The organism is Streptomyces sp. A012304 (genome assembly GCF_026008495.1).
GTDB lineage: Bacteria > Actinomycetota > Actinomycetes > Streptomycetales > Streptomycetaceae > Streptomyces.
In genome coordinates, this window is the sequence record NZ_BQUN01000106.1 from 104,114 (window position 1) to 122,405 (window position 18,292).

20 protein-coding genes are annotated in these 18,292 nt (G+C 70.9%); 7 read left to right on the forward strand and 13 right to left on the reverse strand.

All coding sequences use genetic code 11. From position 1 onward, the window contains the following. Positions 1–7: 7 nt before the first annotated feature. The 3 genes from ALMP_RS27320 (at position 8) to ALMP_RS27330 (ending at position 2,082) form a co-directional block, all read left to right on the forward strand. A complete protein-coding gene (locus ALMP_RS27320) occupies positions 8–223 on the forward strand; it encodes a hypothetical protein (RefSeq protein WP_264933123.1) in 216 nt (71 codons plus the stop codon). Positions 224–238: 15 nt separating this feature from the next. Then, on the forward strand, positions 239–1,015 hold the full coding sequence (locus ALMP_RS27325) for an SDR family oxidoreductase (protein WP_264933025.1): 777 nt from the start codon (positions 239–241) through the stop codon (positions 1,013–1,015). 62 nt (positions 1,016–1,077) lie between these two features. Next, a complete protein-coding gene (locus ALMP_RS27330; protein ID WP_264933028.1) occupies positions 1,078–2,082 on the forward strand; it encodes a Gfo/Idh/MocA family oxidoreductase in 1,005 nt (334 codons plus the stop codon). 54 nt (positions 2,083–2,136) lie between these two features. On the opposite strand, the gene ALMP_RS27335 is transcribed toward ALMP_RS27330, so the two are convergent. The 5 genes from ALMP_RS27335 to ALMP_RS27355 form a co-directional block, all read right to left on the reverse strand. Beyond that, a complete protein-coding gene (locus ALMP_RS27335) occupies positions 2,137–2,319 on the reverse strand; it encodes a hypothetical protein (protein WP_264933029.1) in 183 nt (60 codons plus the stop codon). Positions 2,320–2,526: 207 nt separating this feature from the next. After that, positions 2,527–3,423, reverse strand: a complete 897-nt coding sequence (locus ALMP_RS27340) for a sugar phosphate isomerase/epimerase (protein WP_264933030.1) — start codon at positions 3,421–3,423, stop codon at positions 2,527–2,529. A 1-nt stretch (position 3,424) separates the two neighbouring features. Continuing rightward, positions 3,425–4,339 carry an ATP-binding cassette domain-containing protein gene (locus ALMP_RS27345; RefSeq protein ID WP_264933031.1) on the reverse strand — a complete coding sequence of 305 codons (915 nt, stop codon included), beginning with the start codon at positions 4,337–4,339 and terminating at the stop codon, positions 3,425–3,427. Between the two features lie 5 nt (positions 4,340–4,344). Then, positions 4,345–5,418: an ABC transporter permease gene (locus ALMP_RS27350; protein WP_264933032.1), complete on the reverse strand. Its 1,074-nt coding sequence runs from the start codon at positions 5,416–5,418 to the stop codon at positions 4,345–4,347. Then, positions 5,418–6,437 (reverse strand): sugar ABC transporter substrate-binding protein, encoded by a 1,020-nt coding sequence (locus ALMP_RS27355; protein WP_264933033.1) that lies wholly within the window; start codon positions 6,435–6,437, stop codon positions 5,418–5,420. Before ALMP_RS27355 ends, ALMP_RS27350 begins: the two co-directional genes overlap by 1 nt. A 283-nt stretch (positions 6,438–6,720) precedes the next feature. Here ALMP_RS27355 and ALMP_RS27360 point away from each other — a divergent pair, with 283 nt between their 5' ends. After that, on the forward strand, positions 6,721–7,506 hold the full coding sequence (locus ALMP_RS27360) for a GntR family transcriptional regulator (protein ID WP_264933034.1): 786 nt from the start codon (positions 6,721–6,723) through the stop codon (positions 7,504–7,506). Here ALMP_RS27360 and ALMP_RS27365 read toward each other — a convergent pair. Next, positions 7,496–8,338 (reverse strand): helix-turn-helix domain-containing protein, encoded by an 843-nt coding sequence (locus ALMP_RS27365; protein ID WP_264933035.1) that lies wholly within the window; start codon positions 8,336–8,338, stop codon positions 7,496–7,498. The two genes, ALMP_RS27360 and ALMP_RS27365, sit on opposite strands and share 11 nt — an antisense overlap. Here ALMP_RS27365 and ALMP_RS27370 point away from each other — a divergent pair. Together ALMP_RS27370 and ALMP_RS27375 are read left to right on the forward strand one after the other, a co-directional pair. Continuing rightward, positions 8,333–8,650, forward strand: coding sequence for a hypothetical protein (locus ALMP_RS27370; protein WP_264933037.1), 318 nt, complete (start codon positions 8,333–8,335; stop codon positions 8,648–8,650). The two genes, ALMP_RS27365 and ALMP_RS27370, sit on opposite strands and share 6 nt — an antisense overlap. Before the next feature lie 69 nt (positions 8,651–8,719). Next, a complete protein-coding gene (locus ALMP_RS27375) occupies positions 8,720–9,286 on the forward strand; it encodes a GNAT family N-acetyltransferase (protein WP_264933039.1) in 567 nt (188 codons plus the stop codon). A gap of 532 nt (positions 9,287–9,818) precedes the next feature. Here ALMP_RS27375 and ALMP_RS27380 read toward each other — a convergent pair. From ALMP_RS27380 to ALMP_RS27410, 7 genes are all read right to left on the reverse strand, one after another. After that, the gene (locus ALMP_RS27380) at positions 9,819–10,577 is read right to left on the reverse strand and encodes an SDR family NAD(P)-dependent oxidoreductase (protein ID WP_264933108.1); all 759 of its coding nucleotides are present in this window, start codon (positions 10,575–10,577) and stop codon (positions 9,819–9,821) included. 2 nt (positions 10,578–10,579) lie between these two features. After that, positions 10,580–11,758 (reverse strand): acyl-CoA dehydrogenase family protein, encoded by a 1,179-nt coding sequence (locus ALMP_RS27385; RefSeq protein WP_264933041.1) that lies wholly within the window; start codon positions 11,756–11,758, stop codon positions 10,580–10,582. 123 nt (positions 11,759–11,881) lie between these two features. Next, entirely contained in the window at positions 11,882–12,454 is a 573-nt protein-coding gene (locus ALMP_RS27390) for a TetR/AcrR family transcriptional regulator (RefSeq protein WP_264933042.1), read from the reverse strand. A gap of 55 nt (positions 12,455–12,509) precedes the next feature. Then, complete coding sequence (locus ALMP_RS27395) at positions 12,510–13,496, reverse strand: aldo/keto reductase (protein WP_264933044.1); 987 nt, start codon at positions 13,494–13,496, stop codon at positions 12,510–12,512. 92 nt (positions 13,497–13,588) lie between these two features. After that, positions 13,589–14,119: a cupin domain-containing protein gene (locus tag ALMP_RS27400; RefSeq protein WP_264933045.1), complete on the reverse strand. Its 531-nt coding sequence runs from the start codon at positions 14,117–14,119 to the stop codon at positions 13,589–13,591. A 22-nt stretch (positions 14,120–14,141) separates the two neighbouring features. Next, positions 14,142–15,107, reverse strand: a complete 966-nt coding sequence (locus ALMP_RS27405; RefSeq protein WP_264933046.1) for a phosphotransferase family protein — start codon at positions 15,105–15,107, stop codon at positions 14,142–14,144. 143 nt (positions 15,108–15,250) lie between these two features. Next, positions 15,251–16,255: a C-terminal binding protein gene (locus ALMP_RS27410; RefSeq protein WP_264933047.1), complete on the reverse strand. Its 1,005-nt coding sequence runs from the start codon at positions 16,253–16,255 to the stop codon at positions 15,251–15,253. Positions 16,256–17,003: 748 nt separating this feature from the next. On the opposite strand from ALMP_RS27410, the gene ALMP_RS27415 reads away from it, so the two are divergent. Beyond that, positions 17,004–18,275, forward strand: coding sequence for an MFS transporter (locus ALMP_RS27415; RefSeq protein WP_264933048.1), 1,272 nt, complete (start codon positions 17,004–17,006; stop codon positions 18,273–18,275). The last annotated feature ends 17 nt before the right edge of the window (positions 18,276–18,292 follow it).

Below are 18,292 nucleotides of genomic sequence, written 5' to 3' on the forward strand. Positions count from 1 at the left end.
GACGACGATGTCCTTGCCCTCCCCGGGCCTCGCCTTGCCGGGCCGGCCCGCTCCGGGCCTCGCCGCCTTCCGCGCCCCCGTCACGCGGGCCACGGACCCCGCCGGCCTCCCGCCGGCCCCGTCCTCGCAGGCGGACACCGTACGGCGCGCGCTGCGCGAGGCACGCACACCCAAGACCCCGCGGGACGCGCTGAGGGCCTGCGCCGAGCGGCGCGAGAGCTGAAAGGACCGGGCCATCATGGGACTTCTCGACGACAAGGTCGTCCTCGTCAACGGCGGCAGCCAGGGAGTGGGCGCCGCGATCGCGCGGGCCGCCGTCCGCGAGGGCGCGGTCGTGGCCGTCAGCGGCCGGCGTGCGGAGCCCGGCGAGGCGCTGGTGGCGGAGCTGGCCGAGGCCGGCGGCAAGGTGATGTTCGTCCGGGCCGATCTGGCGGACGCCGAGCAGGCGAAGGCCTCCGTCACCCGGGTCGTCGAGGCGTACGGCCGGATCGACTGCCTGGTGAACTCCGCCGGGCTGACCTCCCGGGGCACGCTCCTCGACACCACGCCCGAGCTGTTCGACCAGCACATCGCGATCAACCTGAGGGCACCGTTCTTCGCCATGCAGGCCGCGGTCGCGGACATGGTGGGCCGGGGCGCGCCCGGCACGGTCGTCAACATCATCACCTCCTCGGCGCACGGCGGGCAGCCGTTCCTCGCCCCGTACGTCTCCGCCAAGGCCGGTCTGATCGGGCTGACCCGCAACGCGGCGCACGCCCACCGCTTCGACCGGGTCCGCATCAACGGCCTGAACATCGGCTGGACGGCGACCGAGGGCGAGGACGCCACCCAGCGGGCCTTCCACGGCGCCGGCGACGACTGGCGCGAGGAGGCGGCCGCCCGGCTGCCGATGGGCAAGCTCGGCCAGCCGGACGAGATCGCCGACTTCGTGGTGTTCCTGCTGTCCGAGCGGTCGGGCGTGGTCACCGGTTCGGTGATCGACTGGGACCAGAACGTGCTCGGCGGCCTCGACTGACCCCCTCCTCTCCCCCGTACGAAATCCGGCTCGCACGACCCGCACCGAAGGAGCAGCACCCCATGCGTATCGGCATCCTCGGCCTCGGCCGCATCGGCGCCTTCCACGCCGAGACCCTCTCCGGACTCGACGCGGTCGAGTCGCTCGTCGTCGCCGACCCGTTCGCCGAGGCCGCCAAGTCCGCGGCGGAGCGGTTCGGCGCCGAGGTCGCGGACTCCCCCGAGGCGGTGCTGGCCGCCGGGGTGGACGGCGTGGTGGTCGCCGCCGCGACGGACGCCCACCCGGGCCTGATCCTGGCCGCCGTGGAGGCGGGCGTGCCGGTCTTCTGCGAGAAGCCCGTCGCCCGCACGATGGCGGAGGGCGTCGAGGTGCTCAAGGCCGTCCAGGGCGGCGACGTGCCGATCCAGATCGGCTACAACCGCCGCTTCGACGCCGGCTTCGTCGCCGCCCGCGCCGCCGTCCGGGCCGGTGAGCTGGGCACACTGCACACCGTGCGGTCGACCACGCTGGACCCGGCGCCGCCGCCGGCCGCGTACGTCGCCGCCTCCGGGGGCATCTTCCGGGACTGCTCGGTGCACGACTTCGACATCATCCGCTGGGTGACCGGCCGTGAGGTGAGCGAGGTGTACGCGGTCGGCGGGAACCGGGGCGCCGACTACATCAAGGAGGCGGGCGACGCCGACACCACGGGCGCGATCCTCACCCTGGACGACGGCACGATCGCGGTGGTCTCCAACTCCCGCCACAACGCCCGGGGTTACGACGTCCGCATGGAGATCCACGGCTTCCAGGACTCCATCGCGGTGGGCCTGGAGGACAAGCTGCCGCTGCGGTCGGTGGAGCCCGGAGTGACCTTCCCGTCCGGCGCCCCGCACGACTTCTTCATGGACCGCTTCACCGCCGCCTACCGTGCCGAGCTCACCGCGTTCACCGAGGTGGTGGCCGGGACCCGGCCCTCGCCGTGCACGATCGAGGACGCCCTGGAGGCCGGCTGGATCGCGGAGGCCTGCACGCTGTCGCTGCGCGAACACCGTCCGGTGACGATCGCGGAGGTCCGCTCCGCCTGACGGACGAGCAGGCCAAGGGGAGGCGCGCGGTCGTGCGCGCCTCCCCTTGCCGTTTCACAGTGCGTAGCGGACCAGCCATTCGTCCGGGTTGTAGGTGTCGCGCGCCGGGTCGGGCACGGTGGCCGGCTTCTCCTCGACCGTGTCCTCCAGGCGGACCCGCTCCGGCAGCGTGCCGAACCGGGCGCGGCGCTCGGCCGTCGCGGTGTCCGCCGTCTGCTCCTGCTCCTCGTGCGTCAACGTGTCCTCCCCGTTTCGATGGGTCTCACCCTGAACAACGACCGCCACCGGGCCGCTGGTTCCAGCGGGCCGACACCCGCGACGCGGGGCGTCCGCCGCCGCCGGGGGCACGGAGACAGCGAGGAGGCCGACGCGTCGGCGCCGGCCTCCAGGTGCACTTCGGTGACGTCCATGCCACCGAGCGCGGGTGACAGCGGGTGACAGCCCTCAAGCTCCGCAGGAGCGCAGGAACTTGCGGGTCCGTACGGCGATCGGCAGGGGCTGGTCCGGGTCGCAGGGGTACATGTCCTGCTCGACGATCGCGAACAGCTCCACCCCGAGTCGTTGCGCCGCGACCAGCACCGACTCCAACGCCGGTACGCCGGATGGAGGTTCGCACATCACGCCACGCTGGACCGCCGGGCCGAAGGGCACCTCGTTCGCGACGACGTCGGCGAGGACCGCCGGGTCGACCTGCTTGAGGTGGAGGTAGCCGATGCGTTCGCCGTAGGTCTCGATCAGCTTGACGCTGTCGCCGCCGCAGTAGGCGTAGTGCCCGGTGTCCAGGCACAGGTTGACCAGCTCGGTGTCGGTGTCGTCCAGGAACCGTTCGACGTGCTCCTCGGTGTCGATGTGGGTGTCGGCGTGCGGGTGCACGACGATGTCCAGGCCGTACGTCTCCTTCACCTCGTGCCCGAGGCGCTCCATGCCCTTGGTGAGGTGGGCCCACTGCTCGGTCGTCAGCTCCGGCGGTTCGAGGATCTCGGCGGTCTTGTCGTCGCGCCAGAACGACGGGATGACGACCAGGTGCCGCGCGCCCATCGCCTGGGTGAGGGCGGCCACCTGGCTGACGTGCGCCCAGGTGTCCGCCCAGACGGACGGTCCGCGGTGCAGGCCCGTGAAGACCGTGCCCGCCGACACCTTCAGGTTCCGCTTCGCCACCTCGTCGGTGAGACGGGCCGGGTCGGTCGGCAGATAGCCGTACGGGCCGAGTTCGATCCAGGAGTAGCCGGCCTCGGCGACCTCGTCCAGGAAGCGTTCCCAGGGCACCTGGCGCGGGTCGTCGGGGAACCAGACGCCCCAGGAGTCGGGGGCGGAGCCCACCCGGATGCGGTCGAGGCTCATCTCAGGCCTTCCCTTCCCCGGTGCCCGCCACGGGCGCGGTGAGGTCCTCCTCCTCGGGGAGTTCCTCGACGTCGACGCCGCGGACCTGCGCCAACTCGTGCTTGAGGGAGGCGAGTTCGGCGCCGCCCGCCATGTGGTTGGTCAGCTCTTCGAGGCTGACCTCGCTGCGGGAGGCGGACAGTTCCATGGTGCCCAGGCGCAGCACGCTGAAGTGGTCGCCGACCATGTAGGCGTGGTGCGGGTTGTGGGTGATGAAGATGACGCCGAGGCCCTTCTCGCGGGCGGCGGCGATGTACTTCAGGACCACGCCGGACTGCTTGACGCCGAGGGCGGCGGTCGGCTCGTCCAGGATGAGGACGCGGGCGCCGAAGTAGACGGCGCGGGCGATGGCCACGCACTGGCGCTGGCCGCCGGAGAGCGTGCCGATGGGCTGTTCCAGGTCGTCCAGGACGATGCCCATGTTGCGCAGCTCCTGGTCCGCCGTCTTCTTCATCCGCTCGATGTCCAGACGGCGGATCGGCCAGGGCCCCTTGGTCATCTCGGAGCCGAGGAAGAAGTTCCGCCACACCGGCATCAGCGGGACGGTCGCCAGATCCTGGTAGACGGTGGCGATACCGCGGTCGAGGGCCTCGCGGGGGGTGGAGAAGCGGACCGGGGTGCCATCGACGAGGAACTCGCCCTCGGTGTGCTGATGCAGCCCGGAGATGATCTTGATGAGGGTGGACTTGCCGGCGCCGTTGTCACCGAGCACGCAGGTGACCTTGCCGGGGTGGACCTGAAGGCTCACGCCGTGCAGGGCGCGGATGTTGCCGTAGGACTTGCCCGCCTCGCGCAGCTCGACGAGCGGGCGGTCCCCGTCCGGGGTGGGGGTGTCGGCGAGGATGGCGCCGTGGGTGCCGGTCTTGTCGGTCGTCATGGGGGTCACCTCCGGGTCGCCGTGCGCTGGACCCACAGATTGATCAGGACGGCGCCGAGGAGCATCACGCCGAGGAAGGCCTTGAACCAGTCGGGGTTCCAGCCGGCGTAGACGATGCCCTGCTGCACCATGCCGAACATGAACGCGCCGAAGACCGGGCCGATCGCCGAGCCGTAACCGCCGGTCAGCAGACAGCCGCCGATGACCGCCGCGGCGATGTAGATCAGCTCCTGGCCGACGCCCTCGCCCGACTGCACGGTGTTGAAGGAGAACAGCTGGTGCATGCCGACGAACCAGGCGCCGAAACCGACCAGCATGAACAGCGAGATCTTCGTGAACGTCACCGGGACGCCCACGGCCCGCGCGCTCTCCTTGTTGCCGCCGACCGCGAAGATCCAGTTGCCGTACTTGGTGCGCAGCAGCACCCACGTGGCGAGCGCCGCGAAGACCAGCCACCACACGATGGTGATCTTCACCTGGACCCCGCCGACCTCGAAGGACGAGGCGAAGATCTGCTTGGCCTGGGAGAAGCCGTCCATGTCGCTGATGTCGTCGGTGGCGACATTGCCGGTGACGAGCTTGGTCACGGCCAGGTTCACGCCCTGGAGGATCAGGAAGGTGCCCAGGGTGACCAGGAAGCTCGGCAGTCCGGTCTTCACCAGCATCCAGCCGTTGAAGAAGCCGACCGCCAGGGAGAAGACCAGGGCGAGGATCACGCCCATCCACACGTTCAGCGTGAGCTGGTAGCTGAGCATGGCCGCGGTGAGCGCCGAACTGATCACGGCGACACCGGACGACAGGTCGAACTCGCCGCCGATCATCAGCAGCGCCACGGGCAGCGCCATGATCCCGATGGTCGACGACTGGTAGAGGATGTTCGCCATCGAGCTGCCGTCGCGCACCGGCGCCGCGGTGATGAGGAAGAACACGTACACGGCGACGGCGCCGAGGAAGACACCCACCTCGGGGCGGGCCAGCAGCCTGAGCACGAGGGGACGTCGAGCGGTCCGGCCGTCGGTCTCCCTGGGGCCGGGGCCCGGCGGTGTGGCCACCGCCGGTTCGGCGTGGGTCATGCTCATCACCGGGTGCCCTTCGCGGCGTACGCGGCGACGCTCTCGACGTTGGACTTGTCGACGAACGCCGGACCGGTCAGCACCGGCTGCTCACCGCCGCCCATGTAGTTGCCGTTGTTCTTGTAGAGCCACAGCGAGTCGATGGCCAGGTAGCCCTGGAGGTAGGGCTGCTGGTCGACGGCGAACTCGATGGTGCCCTCACTGATGGCTCCGGTCAGTTCCTTGTTGAGGTCGAAGGTGGCGACCTTGGCGCTGCTGCCGGCGTCGGACACCGACTGGGTGGCGGTCAGGGCGATGGGGGCGCCGAGCGCGATCACATGGTCGATCGACTTGTCCTTCGACAGCTTGGCGGTGATCGTCGACTTCACGGACGGCATGTCGGTGCCGTTGACGTAGAGGTTCTCGAGCGAACCGGAGAAGGTCTTCTTCACACCGTCGCAGCGCTGGGTGAGGCCGATGTTGCCCTGCTCCTGGATGACACAGACCGCCTTCTTGGCGCCGACCTGGTTGAGCTTGTTGCCCAGGGCCTCGCCGGCGACGGTCTCGTCCTGGCCGAAGAACTCCAGCAGGCCGAGCTTCTTCCACTCGCTCACACCGGAGTTGAGGCCGACCACGGGGATGTTCGCGGCCTTCGCCTTGCTGATGACGTCCTTGAGCGCGTCGGGCTTGGCGAGGGTGATCGCGATGCCGTCGACCTTCTGGTCGATGGCGTTCTGCACCAGGTTGGCCTGGTTGCCGGCGTTGGGGTCGGCGGAGTAGATCAGCTTGACGTTGTCCTTGGCCGCGGCGGCCTCGGCGCCCTTGCGGACGATGTCCCAGAACGTGTCGCCGGGCGACTGGTGGGTCACCAGGGCCACCGTCATCTGCGGCGTCGTGGCCTTGCCCGCGGAGGCGTCACTCCCCCCTTCCTCGGCCTTCTTGCCGCCGGAGCCGCTGGAGCAGCCCGCGAGGGTCAGGGCGACCGCCGCGGCCATGGCGACGACCGGGGCGATTCTGCGGGAGCGGGAGGGAGAAGAGCTGTCCATCTTTCCTGCACCTCACTGTGCGACAGGGGAACGACGGGGAAGGGGAGTCGATCACGAGGATCCGGGGGCCCGTACCCTGGCGGTCCGGGGCTTCAGCGCTGTTGGGACGGGATCCAATCCCCTGGGACGCCCGCTGTCAATACTTTGTTATGACATCATTTCACGAGATGGTCCGAATGTAAGTACAAAGCATTGACAGAGGCGGTCCCAGGGCCCTACACCTGAGGGGACGATCACTACCCCGTGTGCGCGGGCGTCACCCACCGCCCGAGGAGGTGCCCCGATGCCGAAGACCGGTGACCGAGCCCGTGCCGCGTCCGGCTCCGCGCTCGACGCGCTGCCCTTCGCGCTGGACCGTACCAGCCCGGTACCGCTCTACTACCAGCTGGCCCAGCAGTTGGAGGCGGCGATCGAGCACGGGGCGCTCGCCCCGGGCAATCTGCTGGGCAACGAGATCGACCTGTCGACCCGCCTCGGCCTCTCCCGCCCGACCGTCCGCCAGGCGATCCAGTCCCTGGTCGACAAGGGGCTGCTGGTGCGCCGCCGCGGAGTGGGCACACAGGTGGTGCACAGCCAGGTGAAACGGCCGCTGGAACTGAGCAGCCTCTACGACGACCTGGAGGCGGCCGGACAGGGTCCCACCACGCACGTCGTCCGCAACGAGCGGGTCGCGGCCACCGCCGACGTCGCCGCCGCGCTCGGGATCGCGGAGGGCGCCGAGGTCACGCTTCTGGAGCGGCTGCGCTCGACGCACGGCGAGCCGGTGGCGTTCCTGTGCAACTACCTGCCCCCGGCCCTGCTGGACCTCGACACGGCACGGCTGGAGGAGACCGGCCTGTACCGGCTGCTGCGCGCGGCGGGCATCACGCTGCACAGCGCCCGCCAGACGATCGGCGCCCGCAGCGCCACCCTCGACGAGGCCGCCCTGCTCGCGGAGAAGCCGGGGGCGGCCCTGCTGACCATGCAGCGCACGGCGTACGACGACACCGGACGCCCGGTCGAGTACGGGACGCACATCTACCGCGCGTCCCGGTACGCGTTCGACTTCCAGCTGCTGGTCAGACCGTAGGACGGGCCCGGAAACCATAGGGTGCGGCGCACCGCAGAGACGAAGGCGTACGCCCGGTGAAGTCCCGGGCGGTACGGGTGAGGTGAGCCTGATCGGCAAAGCCCGCGGTTGCTGCAGCGAGGGCGGCGGTCCGGCCCGGCAAGCTGGTGATCGCGACACGGAGGCGGCCCCAGCGGCGCAGGCGGGTGAGCGTGATGCCCACGTCCCGCCCGACCAGGGCGCGCATCCGCGGGGCCGACAGACCGACTTCCTCGGCGACCGAGGCAAGGGGCATGTCCGGATCACACGACGTGCACAGGCGGACAGCGTGGGCGACCCGCGGATCGAGTGAGGCCGGGCGTCCGGCGAGGGCCCGCAGTTCTGCGTATCCGGCGGCCAGGTCCACGCCGGTGTCGGGTCCGTCGGAACCGGTGCTGCCGAGCGCCGCCAGCAGGCGGCGGACCTCGTCCACACCGAGCAGGATCGGCTCCGGCTGGGACGGCAGCAGCCAGGCGTCGACGAACAGGGCGACGTAGGAAGAGGTCACCGCGCACGCGTGGGCCAGCTGGGGCGGGACGATCAGTCCGGGAGCACTCAGGGCCGGCTGTCCCGGCCGGAAGATTCCGGCGTGGCCGCCGAGCGGCAGCACGACTTTCCATGCCGGCAGACGGTGTGAGCCGACACGGAACGGGTGGGACTCGGCGAACATCATCGCCTCGCCCGCGGAAGCGCAAACGACGCGGCGATCGTTTTGTTCAAGCGCCCATGCGCGGGGTGAACGGAGCATCGTGCCATGGAGGTTATCGCTGCCGCCGGGCTGGCGGCCTTTCTCGTCACCACGGGAGTCATGCACTTTCTGACCCCGGACTACTTCCGCACGCTGGTACCCGCCTGGTTCCGCCGACAACGGCTCCTCGTGTCCGCCAGCGGGGCGGCAGAGATCGTGGTGGGTGTGCTGGTGCTGGTTCCGCGCACCCGGGCGGCCGGGAGCCTGTCCGCCGCAGTTCTCGTCACCTGCTATCTGGTGTCCCACGTGGACGCGGTGCGACGCGCCAGGCCGGACCGGCCCCGGTTACTGGAGCGACCGGTAGGCGCGGTGGCCCGGCTGGTGGTGAACGTCCTCTACATCGTGTGGGCGGTCGCTGTGGCCAGGTCGGGACCTTGACGCCAACACCAATGGCGGGCGCGCTTGGCTGCCTGGGCGCAGTCTTCGTCGTCCTAGGAGAATGGTTGGATGGTCACGCTTGAGACTCCCCGTTTGATCCTGCGTCGCTGGCGCGAGGAGGACGTTGCGCCCATGGCGGCCGTCCATTCCGACCCGGAGGTCATGCGGTGGATCCGTGACGGTAGCGTCCTTGACGAAAGGCAGACTCGCGGCAGGCTCCAGGCATGGGAGAGCGAGTGGGAGTCACAGGGCTTCGGCCTGTTCGCCGTGGAGATCCGGTCCACTGGCGAGCTGGCCGGGTTCACTGGCCTTTCGGTGCCCAACTACTTGCCGGAGGTACTGCCGGCGGTCGAGGTCGGCTGGCGGCTGGGACGTTCCCACTGGGGGCAGGGCTTGGCCACCGAGGCCGCTGCGGCCGCTGTACGGTTCGGGTTCGTAGAGCGAGGGCTTGAGCGGATCGTCAGCATCACTCAGGTGGGCAACGACGCCTCCGAACGGATCATGAGCAAACTGGGGATGCATCTGTTCCGTGAGACCGTCAATCCCACCGGTGGTCGGCGAGTACGGGTGTTCGAGTTGTCGTCACGTATCGAGCCGGATGCACCGCCAGCAGGTCGGGCTCGAACGTCTGGATGAGGAAACTGACGCTCCCGGTGGGGAACGAAGTGGCGTTGCACCACGCTGACGCAGCTGGGCCCAGGGGCTGTCTGGCAAATGATCACGCGGTGGATTCGCGGCGCCACAGGATCAGAGCTGCCATGACGATTCCTGCCTAGTGCTCGTGCTCGGACTCCCGCGCGGGGTCCATCACGAAACGACTCAGCCGGTAGGTGGTCGGCAGTCCCAGGCGCCCGCACAGCGTGTCGATCCGGATCATCGACCCGTCGACTCCTGCCTCCTGAAGACGGCGCAACCGCGTACGCATCTCCGCCTGGTCCCGCGTCTCAACGACCACTTCCCACTGTCCCGCGTTCGGCACGGTGCGAGCAGCAAGCCGCTGCCGCGCGTCCTCTTGCCTCCGCCTTCTTTTCCCCTGCCCTGGCACCTGCCCAGAATCACTGGCCGGTGTCAGGACGGCAAGGCAATTGGACCGAGCACGTACATCCCCACTCGGTTTATCAGACAGGCCATGGGCCCCGCGACGCCGGGATGATCCAGACGACAGGGCCTAGCGCGGCGCCATCCGCAGGGCGCCGTCCATGCGGATGGTCTCGCCGTTGAGGTAGTCGTGGTCGACGATGGCGAGGGCAAGCTTGGCGTACTCCTCGGGCTGCGCGAAGCGGTGCGGGAAGGGCACACCGGCCGCGAGCGAGGTGCGGAACTCCTCGGAGACGGTCGCCATCATCGGCGTGTCCACGATTCCGGGGGCGATGGTGCACACCCGGATGCCGTACTGCGCGAGATCGCGGGCGGCCGGCAGGGTCAGGCCGACGACACCGCCCTTGGAGGACGCGTAGGCGGCCTGGCCGATCTGGCCGTCGTATGCGGCGATGGACGCGGTGTTGACGATGACGCCGCGCTGCCCGTTCTCGTCGGCCTCGGTCCCGGCGATGGCCTCCGAGGCGAGCGCGAGCACGTTGAAGGTGCCGATCAGGTTGATCTGGACGACCTTGGCGTACACACCGAGGTCGTGGACGCCCTTCTTGCCGAGGATGCGCATCGACGGGCCGACGCCGGCGCAGTTGACGACCGTGCGCAGCGGCACGCCCGCGCCCGCCGCGGTGGCGACGGCGGCGCGGACCTGCTCGGGATCGGTGACGTCGGCGGGGACGTAGGTGACGCCGGCGACCTCGGGGGCCTTGTCGACGCCGTCCTTGAGGTCGAGGGCGAAGACCGTCGCGCCGCGCTCGGCGAGCGCCTTCGCGGTGGCCGCTCCGAGGCCGGACGCACCGCCGGTGACGAGGGCGGCGGTGTTCTCGAGCTGCATCATCACTCCTTGCCGAGGGCGGTGAGCACACCGCCCTCGCTCCGGTCCAGCGCACGGGAGATGATCATGCGCTGGATCTGATTGGTTCCTTCGAAGATCTGCATGACCTTCGCCTCACGCATGTAGCGCTCGACGGGGAAGTCCCGGGTGTATCCGTACCCGCCGAGCACCTGCACGGCGTCCGTGGTCACCTTCATGGCGTTGTCGGTGGCCACCAGCTTGGCGATGGACGCCTCCCGGGTGAAGGTCAGACCGAGGTCCTTCAGCCGGGCCGCGGACAGCGCGGTGGCGCGGGCCGACTCGATCGCGGCGCCCATGTCGGCGAGGACGAACGCCAGCCCCTGGTGCTCGATGATCGGCTTGCCGAAGGTCTCCCGCTCGCGGGCGTAGCGCACCGCGTGGTCGAGGGCACCCTGGGCGAGGCCGGTGGCGACAGCGGCGATGCCTAGACGGCCGCAGTCGAGGGAGGCGAGCGCGATCTTCAAGCCCTGCCCCTCCTCCCCGATCCGCCGCTCCACCGGCACCCGCACGTCATCGAGCCGCATGGTCGCGGTCGCCGACCCGGTCAGCCCCATCTTCCGCTCCGGCGGGTCGGCGCTCAGCCCCGGGGTGCCGGCCGGGACCAGGAAGCAGGAGATGCCGTGGGTGCGGTCGTCGGAGGTGCGGGCCATGACCGTGTAGAAGTCGGCGTACCCGCCGTGCGTGGTCCACGCCTTGGCACCGTTGAGGACGTACGCGTCGCCGTCGCGGACCGCGCGGGTGCGCATGGCCGCCGGGTCGGAGCCGGCGTGCGGCTCGGACAGGCAGTAGGCGCCGAGGAGTTCGCCGCCGAGCATCTCCGGCAGCCACGCGCGCCGCTGCTCCTCGGTGCCGAAGCGGGCGAGCGGGAAGCAGGACAGCGCGTGCACCGAGATCCCCACGGCGACGCTCGACCAGACCGCCGCGACCTCCTCCAGCACCTGGAGGTACACCTCGTACGGCTGGCCCGCCCCACCGTGCTCCTCGGCGAAGGGCAGTCCGAGCAGGCCGCTGCGGCCGAGGGTGCGGAAGACGTCCCGGGGGAACTCCCCGTCCGCCTCGGCCTCGGCGACCCGGGGGGCGAGTTCCTTCGCGGCGAGGGTGCGCGTGAGCTGCACGAGGTCGACGGCTTCCTCGGTCGGCAGGGCGCGAGTGGCAGGCACGGCAACCTCCACGGGTGAGACCGGAGCGGTAGGAGTGATACTGAGAGGAGTACGAAAGTATCATTCACAGTACGGCACCGGGGCGCAACGCGACATCCTCCGGGAGACGGAGAGGCGGGTCCGTCAGGAGGAGACGGCGTGCACGATGAGCGAGGCGAGCTGCTCGTACGCCTCCGCGTCGGTCAGCCCGGTGCGGGCCTTCAGTTCGCCCTGCTGGATCTGGCGCATGGTCGCGGCGGCGACCTCGCCAACGAACGCGGCGTGCACCTCGCGGAAGGCGCCGTGCGAGACGCCCTCCGCGATCAGCCGGCGTACCCGCTCGGCGGCCATCCGGGTGTTGGCCTCGTACACCTCGCGCGCGGGCGGGAACTCCGCCACGTCGTCGAGGAACCGGCGCGAGAGCGGGCGCAGTTGCTCGGCGACGGCGGTCAGATAGACGCGCACCCGGTCGGAGGGGTCGTCGGTCTGCGCCACCCGCTTCTCGACGGCCTCGGTCGCCCCGCGGAAGTAGTGCTTGACCGCCTCCACCACCAGTCCCTGCTTGCTGCGGGCCAGCTGGTACAGGGTGGTCTTGGAGCAGCGCAGCCGCTCGGCGAGGTCGTCGAGGGTGAGGTCCGAGAACCCCTGTGCCGTCAGCAACGCGACGAGTCGTTCCAGCAGGTCGGCCTGTCGGGCGGTGCGGCGGGTGGACGGCATGATCCCAGCCTATCCGCGCCGCCCACGGCCCACGCCGCCCCCCGCGGCCGGGCCCTCAGTGCACCGCGTCCAGCCGCGCCCGCTGGTCCGGCGTCAGCTCCAGGTCCACGGCGGCGAGGGTCTCCTCCAGTTGCGCCACCGACGACGCGCCCACGAGCGGGACGACCGGCAGCTCCCCGCCGAGCTGCCAGGCCAGCACGACCTGGTTGAGGGTGGCGCCGGTCTCCCGCGCGACCTCGCGCAGCACCGCGAGCCGGGCCGGGGTGCCCGGGTGGTCGTAGTCCGGCGGCAGCGGCCTGTCCGGGTTGGTGTAGGCGCCCTTCAGCAGCGGCGAGTAGGCGACCAGGGTCAGGCCGGGCTCCGCCCGCAGGTAACTCATGAGTTCCGGGCCGGCCGTGCCGAGGTTGCCGTCCGGGAACAGGTCGCTGGGCACGTCGGACCGCGGGCGCAGATGACTGTGCTGGTACTGGAGCACCTCGTAGCCGGGCAGACCGGCCGCCGCGGCGATGGCCCGGGCCCGTTCCACGCGCCAGACGGCCTGGTTGCTCACCCCGAGCAGGCCGACGGTGCCCTCCGCGACGAGCGCGGCGAACCCCTCGACGGTCTCGCGCTGCGGGACGGTGTGGTCGTCGATGTGGGCGTAGAGCAGGTCGAGCTTCTCCATGCCGAGCCGCTCCCGGCTGCGTTCGGACGACTCGCGGATCACCTTCGCCGACAGTCCCTCGGGGTTGTCGGTGTAGCTGGTTCCGGGCGCCAGGGGCCGGGCGCCGAGCTTCGTGGCGACGACGATCTCCGCCCCGACGCCGCGGCTGCGCCGCCACCGTCCGAGCAGTTCCTCGCTCTGGCCGCCCTGACCGCCGTCCGCCCAGAACGCGTAGTTGTCGGACGTGTCGACGAAGGTGCCGCCCGCCTCGACGTAGCGGTCGAGGATCGCGAACGACGTCCGTTCGTCCGTCGCGGTCCCGAACAGCATCGTTCCGAGCGCGAGCACGCTGACCTCGCGGCGGGTGGCCGGGTCGCCGCCGATGGTGCGGTACTTCATGCTGAGTCCTCCCGTCCGGCCGGCGGTGCTTCGCCGGCCGGACGGGAGTCTTGCCGTTGAAGTGCGCTTCAAGGCAAGTCCCTGGCCGGGATTCAGCCGCCGGTGTCGGCCCCGATCAGTACGAAGGCCATCGTCACCGGCCGGTCGCCGCGGTTGCGCCAGGCGTGCCGGGTGGCGTTCTGGACGACGAGGTCGCCGGCCGACAGCCGGGTGCACCGGCCGTCGTCGAGTTCGAGGTCGATCTCGCCCTCCAGCACGATGCCGTAGTCCACGGTGGGGGTGGCGTGGGTGCCGTCGGGCGCGATGAGCTCCGCGAGGCCCGGCGAGTCGGCCCGCTGCTCGCGGTCGAAGGCGACGGGGTCGAACGCCGGGTCGGCCATCGCGGTGTCCGGCGGGAAGGTCAGGACGACGAACCGTGTCCCACCGGGCGCCGGGAGCAGGCTGGTGACCTTCGGTGTGGGGTCCTCCCCGTCGCGGTGGACGGGTTCGCCCGGTTCGGTGGCCCACGGCAGGCGGGACACCCAGCCCGGCAGGCTGGTGAACTCCCTGCTGCGGGGAACGGGGCCGTCGCTGACGACCACCGACCTGCCGTTCTCGTCGTGGCCGGTGACGACTCTGCGCATCGGTTTTCTGCCTTCCTTCACTTCACGACGTCCGGACCGGTCGTCCGACAGCCGTCTCCCAGGCCTCCAGGGCCTCCGCGACCGTGGCAGCGGGCGCGCGCAGCAGTGCCGACGCGACGGTGCGGACCAGCAGTCGGTGGCGCTCGTCGGTGAGGTACTCCACGGGCGACTTGCCGTCCACCCGGGCGAGCAGCAGCGCGGGCAGCAGCGAAGCCGCCCGTGCCTCCAGGGCCGGCCGGGGCTCCCAGTCGATCCGGCCGCCGTACGCCTCGGCGAGCGCCCGGGCGGACCGCAGGAGGTCGGCGCGGCGCCGGGGCACCACGAGGCTCTTCAGCAGCAGATGGTTGACGCAGAAGGCCAGGTCGAAGGCCGGGTCCCCGTACCAGGCGCATTCGGCGTCCAGCAGCACCGGGCCTGCGGGGCCGACCAGGATGTTCTTCGGGCTCACGTCTCCGTGCACCAGGGCCAGACGGGTCGCGGCCGTACGGTCGGCGAGGTCGTGCAGTTCCTGCCGCAGGCCGGGGTGCGCGGCGGCGGTGGCCAGCAGGTAGGGCTCGATGCGCAGGGCGTGGAAGTTGTCGTCGGTGGCGAACTCCGCGGCGAGGGCGGCGTCGCCCGCGCTCGCCGCGTGCAGAGCCCCGAGCACGTCGCCGACGGCCGCCGCGGTCGCCGGGTCCACGTCTCCGGCCAGCAGCAGCGCCTTCCACACCGGGTACCGCTCGGGGGGCAGGAACTCCATCGCGAAGAGGCCGGCGTCGGCGTCGTGGGCCAGCAGCTCGGGCACGCTGTCCGGACGGTGCCGGGACGCGAACCGCATCCACGCCCATTCGTAGGCGTTGCGGGACACCGGCGCCTGCCACTCGGCCGCGACCCGCAACCGCGCCAAAGCCCTCTTGACGCACAACGACCGGCCCGGCAGATCCACCCGCCACAGATCGGACGAGACCCCACCCGCCAACGCCACCCACCGCACGTCCTCACCGACCACGGCAAGCCCCTGAGTCAGCAGAAAACGAGCCAGAGAGGCGTCGGGGACGGGGGGCAGGGTGGTCGGCGCGGGGCCGGAACCTGTCGGCGCACGGTGTTGATCCGTCGGCGTCGGGACCGGGCCCGGCCGCGCAGGGGGCCGGCTCATCGTCCGTCGCCCGGGGCGGTGGGCCGGTCGTGGGGGCTGTTGCAGGGGTGGGCGGGGCGCTCGCCCCCCAGGACTCGTACGACCTCCTCGGCGGCTCGGCGGCGCAGTTCCGTGACCGAGGCGTCGGAGGAGAAGGCGATGTGCGGCGTGAGGAGCGCGCCGGGCTGGGCGAGCAGCCCGGCGGGGACGTGCGGCTCGGATTCCAGTACGTCGAAGGCGGCCCCGCCGAGGTGCCCCGTCTCCAGCGCCTTGGTCACGGCGTCGGTGTCCACCAGGCCTCCCCTGCTGACGTTGACCAGGAGGCCGCCGGGCCGCATCAGCGCCAGCTGCTCGGAGCCGACGAGGTGGTGCGTGTCCGGGGTGAGCGGCAGGTGCAGGATCACCACGTCGCTGAGGCGGAGCAGTTCCTCCAGTTCCACCAACTCCACGCCGGGGGCGTCCCGCGGCGGATGCGGGTCGTGGGCCAGGATCCGGCAGCCGAACGCGCCGAGCTTGCGCACGGTGGCCCGTCCGATCCGCCCGTACCCCACGACGCCGCAGGTCAGCGCGGACAGTCGGCGCAGCCGGGCACCCGCGGGGTCCCAGCGGCCGGCCCGCACTTCCCGGTCGGCCACGGCCAGGCCACGGGTCCAGGCCAGCACCATGCCGACGGCGTGGTCGGAGACCTCCTCGACGCAGTAGTCCGGCACGTTGGTGACCCACACGCCGCGTTCGGTGGCGGCGGCCACCGCGATGTTGTCGAGGCCGACGCCGAGTCTGGCCACGATCCGCAGGCCCGGCGAGGTGGCGACCGCGGTGGCCGAGACGGGTGCCCAGCAGGTGAGGATCGCGTCGGGCGCGTGCTCGGCGACGAGGTGCTCGACGGCCTCGGCCGAGGAGGGTTCGGCGGGGCCGGTCACCAGGGTGTGGCCCGCGCTCTCGACGACCGAGCGCTCGACGGAGTCGTCGGGCCAGGCGTAGTCGGTGAGCAGCACGGTGCCGGGGCGGCTCGGTGGTTTCATCAGGTGGTCCTCGCAGGATCGCGCACCGGGGCTGGCGGCCTTCGGCGTGTGCCGGACGAACGGCCGGCCACCGGGGCGGGAGGGATTCACTGGGCTCGGGTCGGGTGTCGCGGCACCGACTCGTGGTCGGGGGGAGCGTCACCGTACGCCCCTGGGCTGGTCGCACCATGCCGGGGCAGGTCGAATTCACTTGATCACAGCCACGTGGTGCTAACGATAGCATTGACGCTCTTCCGTCCGTCAAGGGCCGGGACGGTCCTTTCCGGAACGGCCGAGAAATCCGCGCGCGCATCTTGACGCGCCCGTTCCTTCCCCTCACTGTTTCTGCCAGCCCCCGGCCGTGCGACCGACGCGTGTCCGCAACCGATACGTGCCCGCACCCGGTCATGTGTCCGCATTCGGTCGCGTGCCCGTACCCGGTCATGTGTCCGCACACGGTTATGCGCTCGCACGCGGTCATGTGCCGCACGCGGTCATGTGCTCGTATTCGGTCCGCCGGCAGAAGACGCCACAGCCACGGATGTCTCCCGACGGGCGGCGCATCGCCGCGATTCCGCACGCCTCTCCCCGCACACGCGGCAGCCCACCGCCCCCCCCCGGCGTCTCACGGCGACATCGTCGCGGTCGACGCTTTCGATCCGTGTTCCGCGCACCGCTTCTCGTCATTTCTCCCCAGGGCCTCGTACGGCCCGGCCGCGACGCATTCGACGCGGCCTGCCGTGGCCCGCCTTCCTCCCCAGGAGCCGCCATGAACTCCCCAGCGCAAGTCGACCTGGGCGCAGTGCCCGTCCGCGACGCCGCACGCGGCAGCGCCGCGCCCCTCTCCCGCGTCATGATCGGCGTGGGTTTCTCGCTGCTGACGCTCTCCTACCTGGTCAACGCGATGGACCGGCAGGTCTTCCCTCCTCTCCTGCCGAACATCCGGCAGGAGTACGGATTCTCGCTGGAGCAGGGCGGCCTGCTGGCGACCAACTTCACCCTCGGCATGGCCATCGCGGGCCTGCCGGCGGGCTACCTCCTGGACCGCTTCCGACGCAAGACCGTGCTGCTCGTCAGCATCGTGATCTACTCACTGGGCACCATGGCCACTCCGCTGGCCACCGGTTTCGCCGACATGACGGTGTACCGGGTGGTCTCCGGCTTCGGTGAGGGCATGCAGTCCGCCGCCATCTTCGCGGCCGTCGGCGCCTTCTTCGCCCACCGCCGGGGCCTCGCCTTCGGCGCGATCGGGGTGGGCTACTCCCTCGGCGTGTTCTTCAGCCCGCTGATCGGCGTACGGCTGATGAGCGCGCACGACACCTGGCACTCACCGTTCTACCTGTTCGGCGCCGCGGGGCTGCTGATCGCCGCCGTCTCCCTGTTCCTCGTCCGGCCCGCCCTGACCGAGGCGACCGCCGACAAGGCCGCCTCGACGAGGACGTACGAGTACATGCCGGCCTCCCCCTACAACCGCAACACCCTCGCGCTGGCCGTGCACTCCGTGGTCAGCGGCGTCGCCGTCTACGGGTTCATCGGGCTCTACCCGACGTATCTCATCAGCTCCCTGCACTACAGCTCGGAGCAGGCGGCGCTGGCCATGAGTTTCCTCGGCTTCGGCGGCATGCTCGCGATCCTGGGCGGCTGGCTCGGCGACCACGCGAACCAGCGCAACCTGCTGATCATGAGCCTGCTAGCCTGCTCCGCCGTCAGTGTGGGCGTCTACCAGACCCACGCCGGGGTCGGCACACAGTGCGCGCTGGCCTTCCTCATGGGGGTCTTCGGGCTGGGCTTCCTGTACCCGAACACCAACAGCGCCTTCCAGCGGGCCGTCCGCCCCGAGCAGATCGGCCGGGCCTCCGGGCTCTTCGTCACCAGCTACTACGGGACGGCGGCGTTCTCCGGTCTGCTCTTCGCCGCCCTGGTGGACTCCCTCGGGTGGCGCCAGGCGGGGTTGCTCCAGGTCACGCTGCTGCCGCTGGTGGGCGTCCTCGCCCTGACCTTCGTCCGCACGTCGGGGTTCAACAACGCCGTCCGCCGGTGAGCCGGGCCCGTGGGGGG

Bases quoted from the DNA above. Each gene is read 5' to 3' on its own strand.
- ALMP_RS27320 (WP_264933123.1), top strand. From the start codon at position 8: ATGTCCTTGCCCTCCCCGGGCCTCGCCTTGCCGGGCCGGCCCGCTCCG.
- ALMP_RS27325 (WP_264933025.1), top strand. From the start codon at position 239: ATGGGACTTCTCGACGACAAGGTCGTCCTCGTCAACGGCGGCAGCCAG.
- ALMP_RS27330 (WP_264933028.1), top strand. From the start codon at position 1,078: ATGCGTATCGGCATCCTCGGCCTCGGCCGCATCGGCGCCTTCCACGCC.
- ALMP_RS27340 (WP_264933030.1), bottom strand. From the start codon at position 3,423: ATGAGCCTCGACCGCATCCGGGTGGGCTCCGCCCCCGACTCCTGGGGC.
- ALMP_RS27345 (WP_264933031.1), bottom strand. From the start codon at position 4,339: ATGACGACCGACAAGACCGGCACCCACGGCGCCATCCTCGCCGACACC.
- ALMP_RS27350 (WP_264933032.1), bottom strand. From the start codon at position 5,418: ATGAGCATGACCCACGCCGAACCGGCGGTGGCCACACCGCCGGGCCCC.
- ALMP_RS27355 (WP_264933033.1), bottom strand. From the start codon at position 6,437: ATGGACAGCTCTTCTCCCTCCCGCTCCCGCAGAATCGCCCCGGTCGTC.
- ALMP_RS27360 (WP_264933034.1), top strand. From the start codon at position 6,721: ATGCCGAAGACCGGTGACCGAGCCCGTGCCGCGTCCGGCTCCGCGCTC.
- ALMP_RS27370 (WP_264933037.1), top strand. From the start codon at position 8,333: ATGCACTTTCTGACCCCGGACTACTTCCGCACGCTGGTACCCGCCTGG.
- ALMP_RS27375 (WP_264933039.1), top strand. From the start codon at position 8,720: ATGGTCACGCTTGAGACTCCCCGTTTGATCCTGCGTCGCTGGCGCGAG.
- ALMP_RS27380 (WP_264933108.1), bottom strand. From the start codon at position 10,577: ATGCAGCTCGAGAACACCGCCGCCCTCGTCACCGGCGGTGCGTCCGGC.
- ALMP_RS27390 (WP_264933042.1), bottom strand. From the start codon at position 12,454: ATGCCGTCCACCCGCCGCACCGCCCGACAGGCCGACCTGCTGGAACGA.
- ALMP_RS27395 (WP_264933044.1), bottom strand. From the start codon at position 13,496: ATGAAGTACCGCACCATCGGCGGCGACCCGGCCACCCGCCGCGAGGTC.
- ALMP_RS27400 (WP_264933045.1), bottom strand. From the start codon at position 14,119: ATGCGCAGAGTCGTCACCGGCCACGACGAGAACGGCAGGTCGGTGGTC.
- ALMP_RS27410 (WP_264933047.1), bottom strand. From the start codon at position 16,255: ATGAAACCACCGAGCCGCCCCGGCACCGTGCTGCTCACCGACTACGCC.
- ALMP_RS27415 (WP_264933048.1), top strand. From the start codon at position 17,004: ATGAACTCCCCAGCGCAAGTCGACCTGGGCGCAGTGCCCGTCCGCGAC.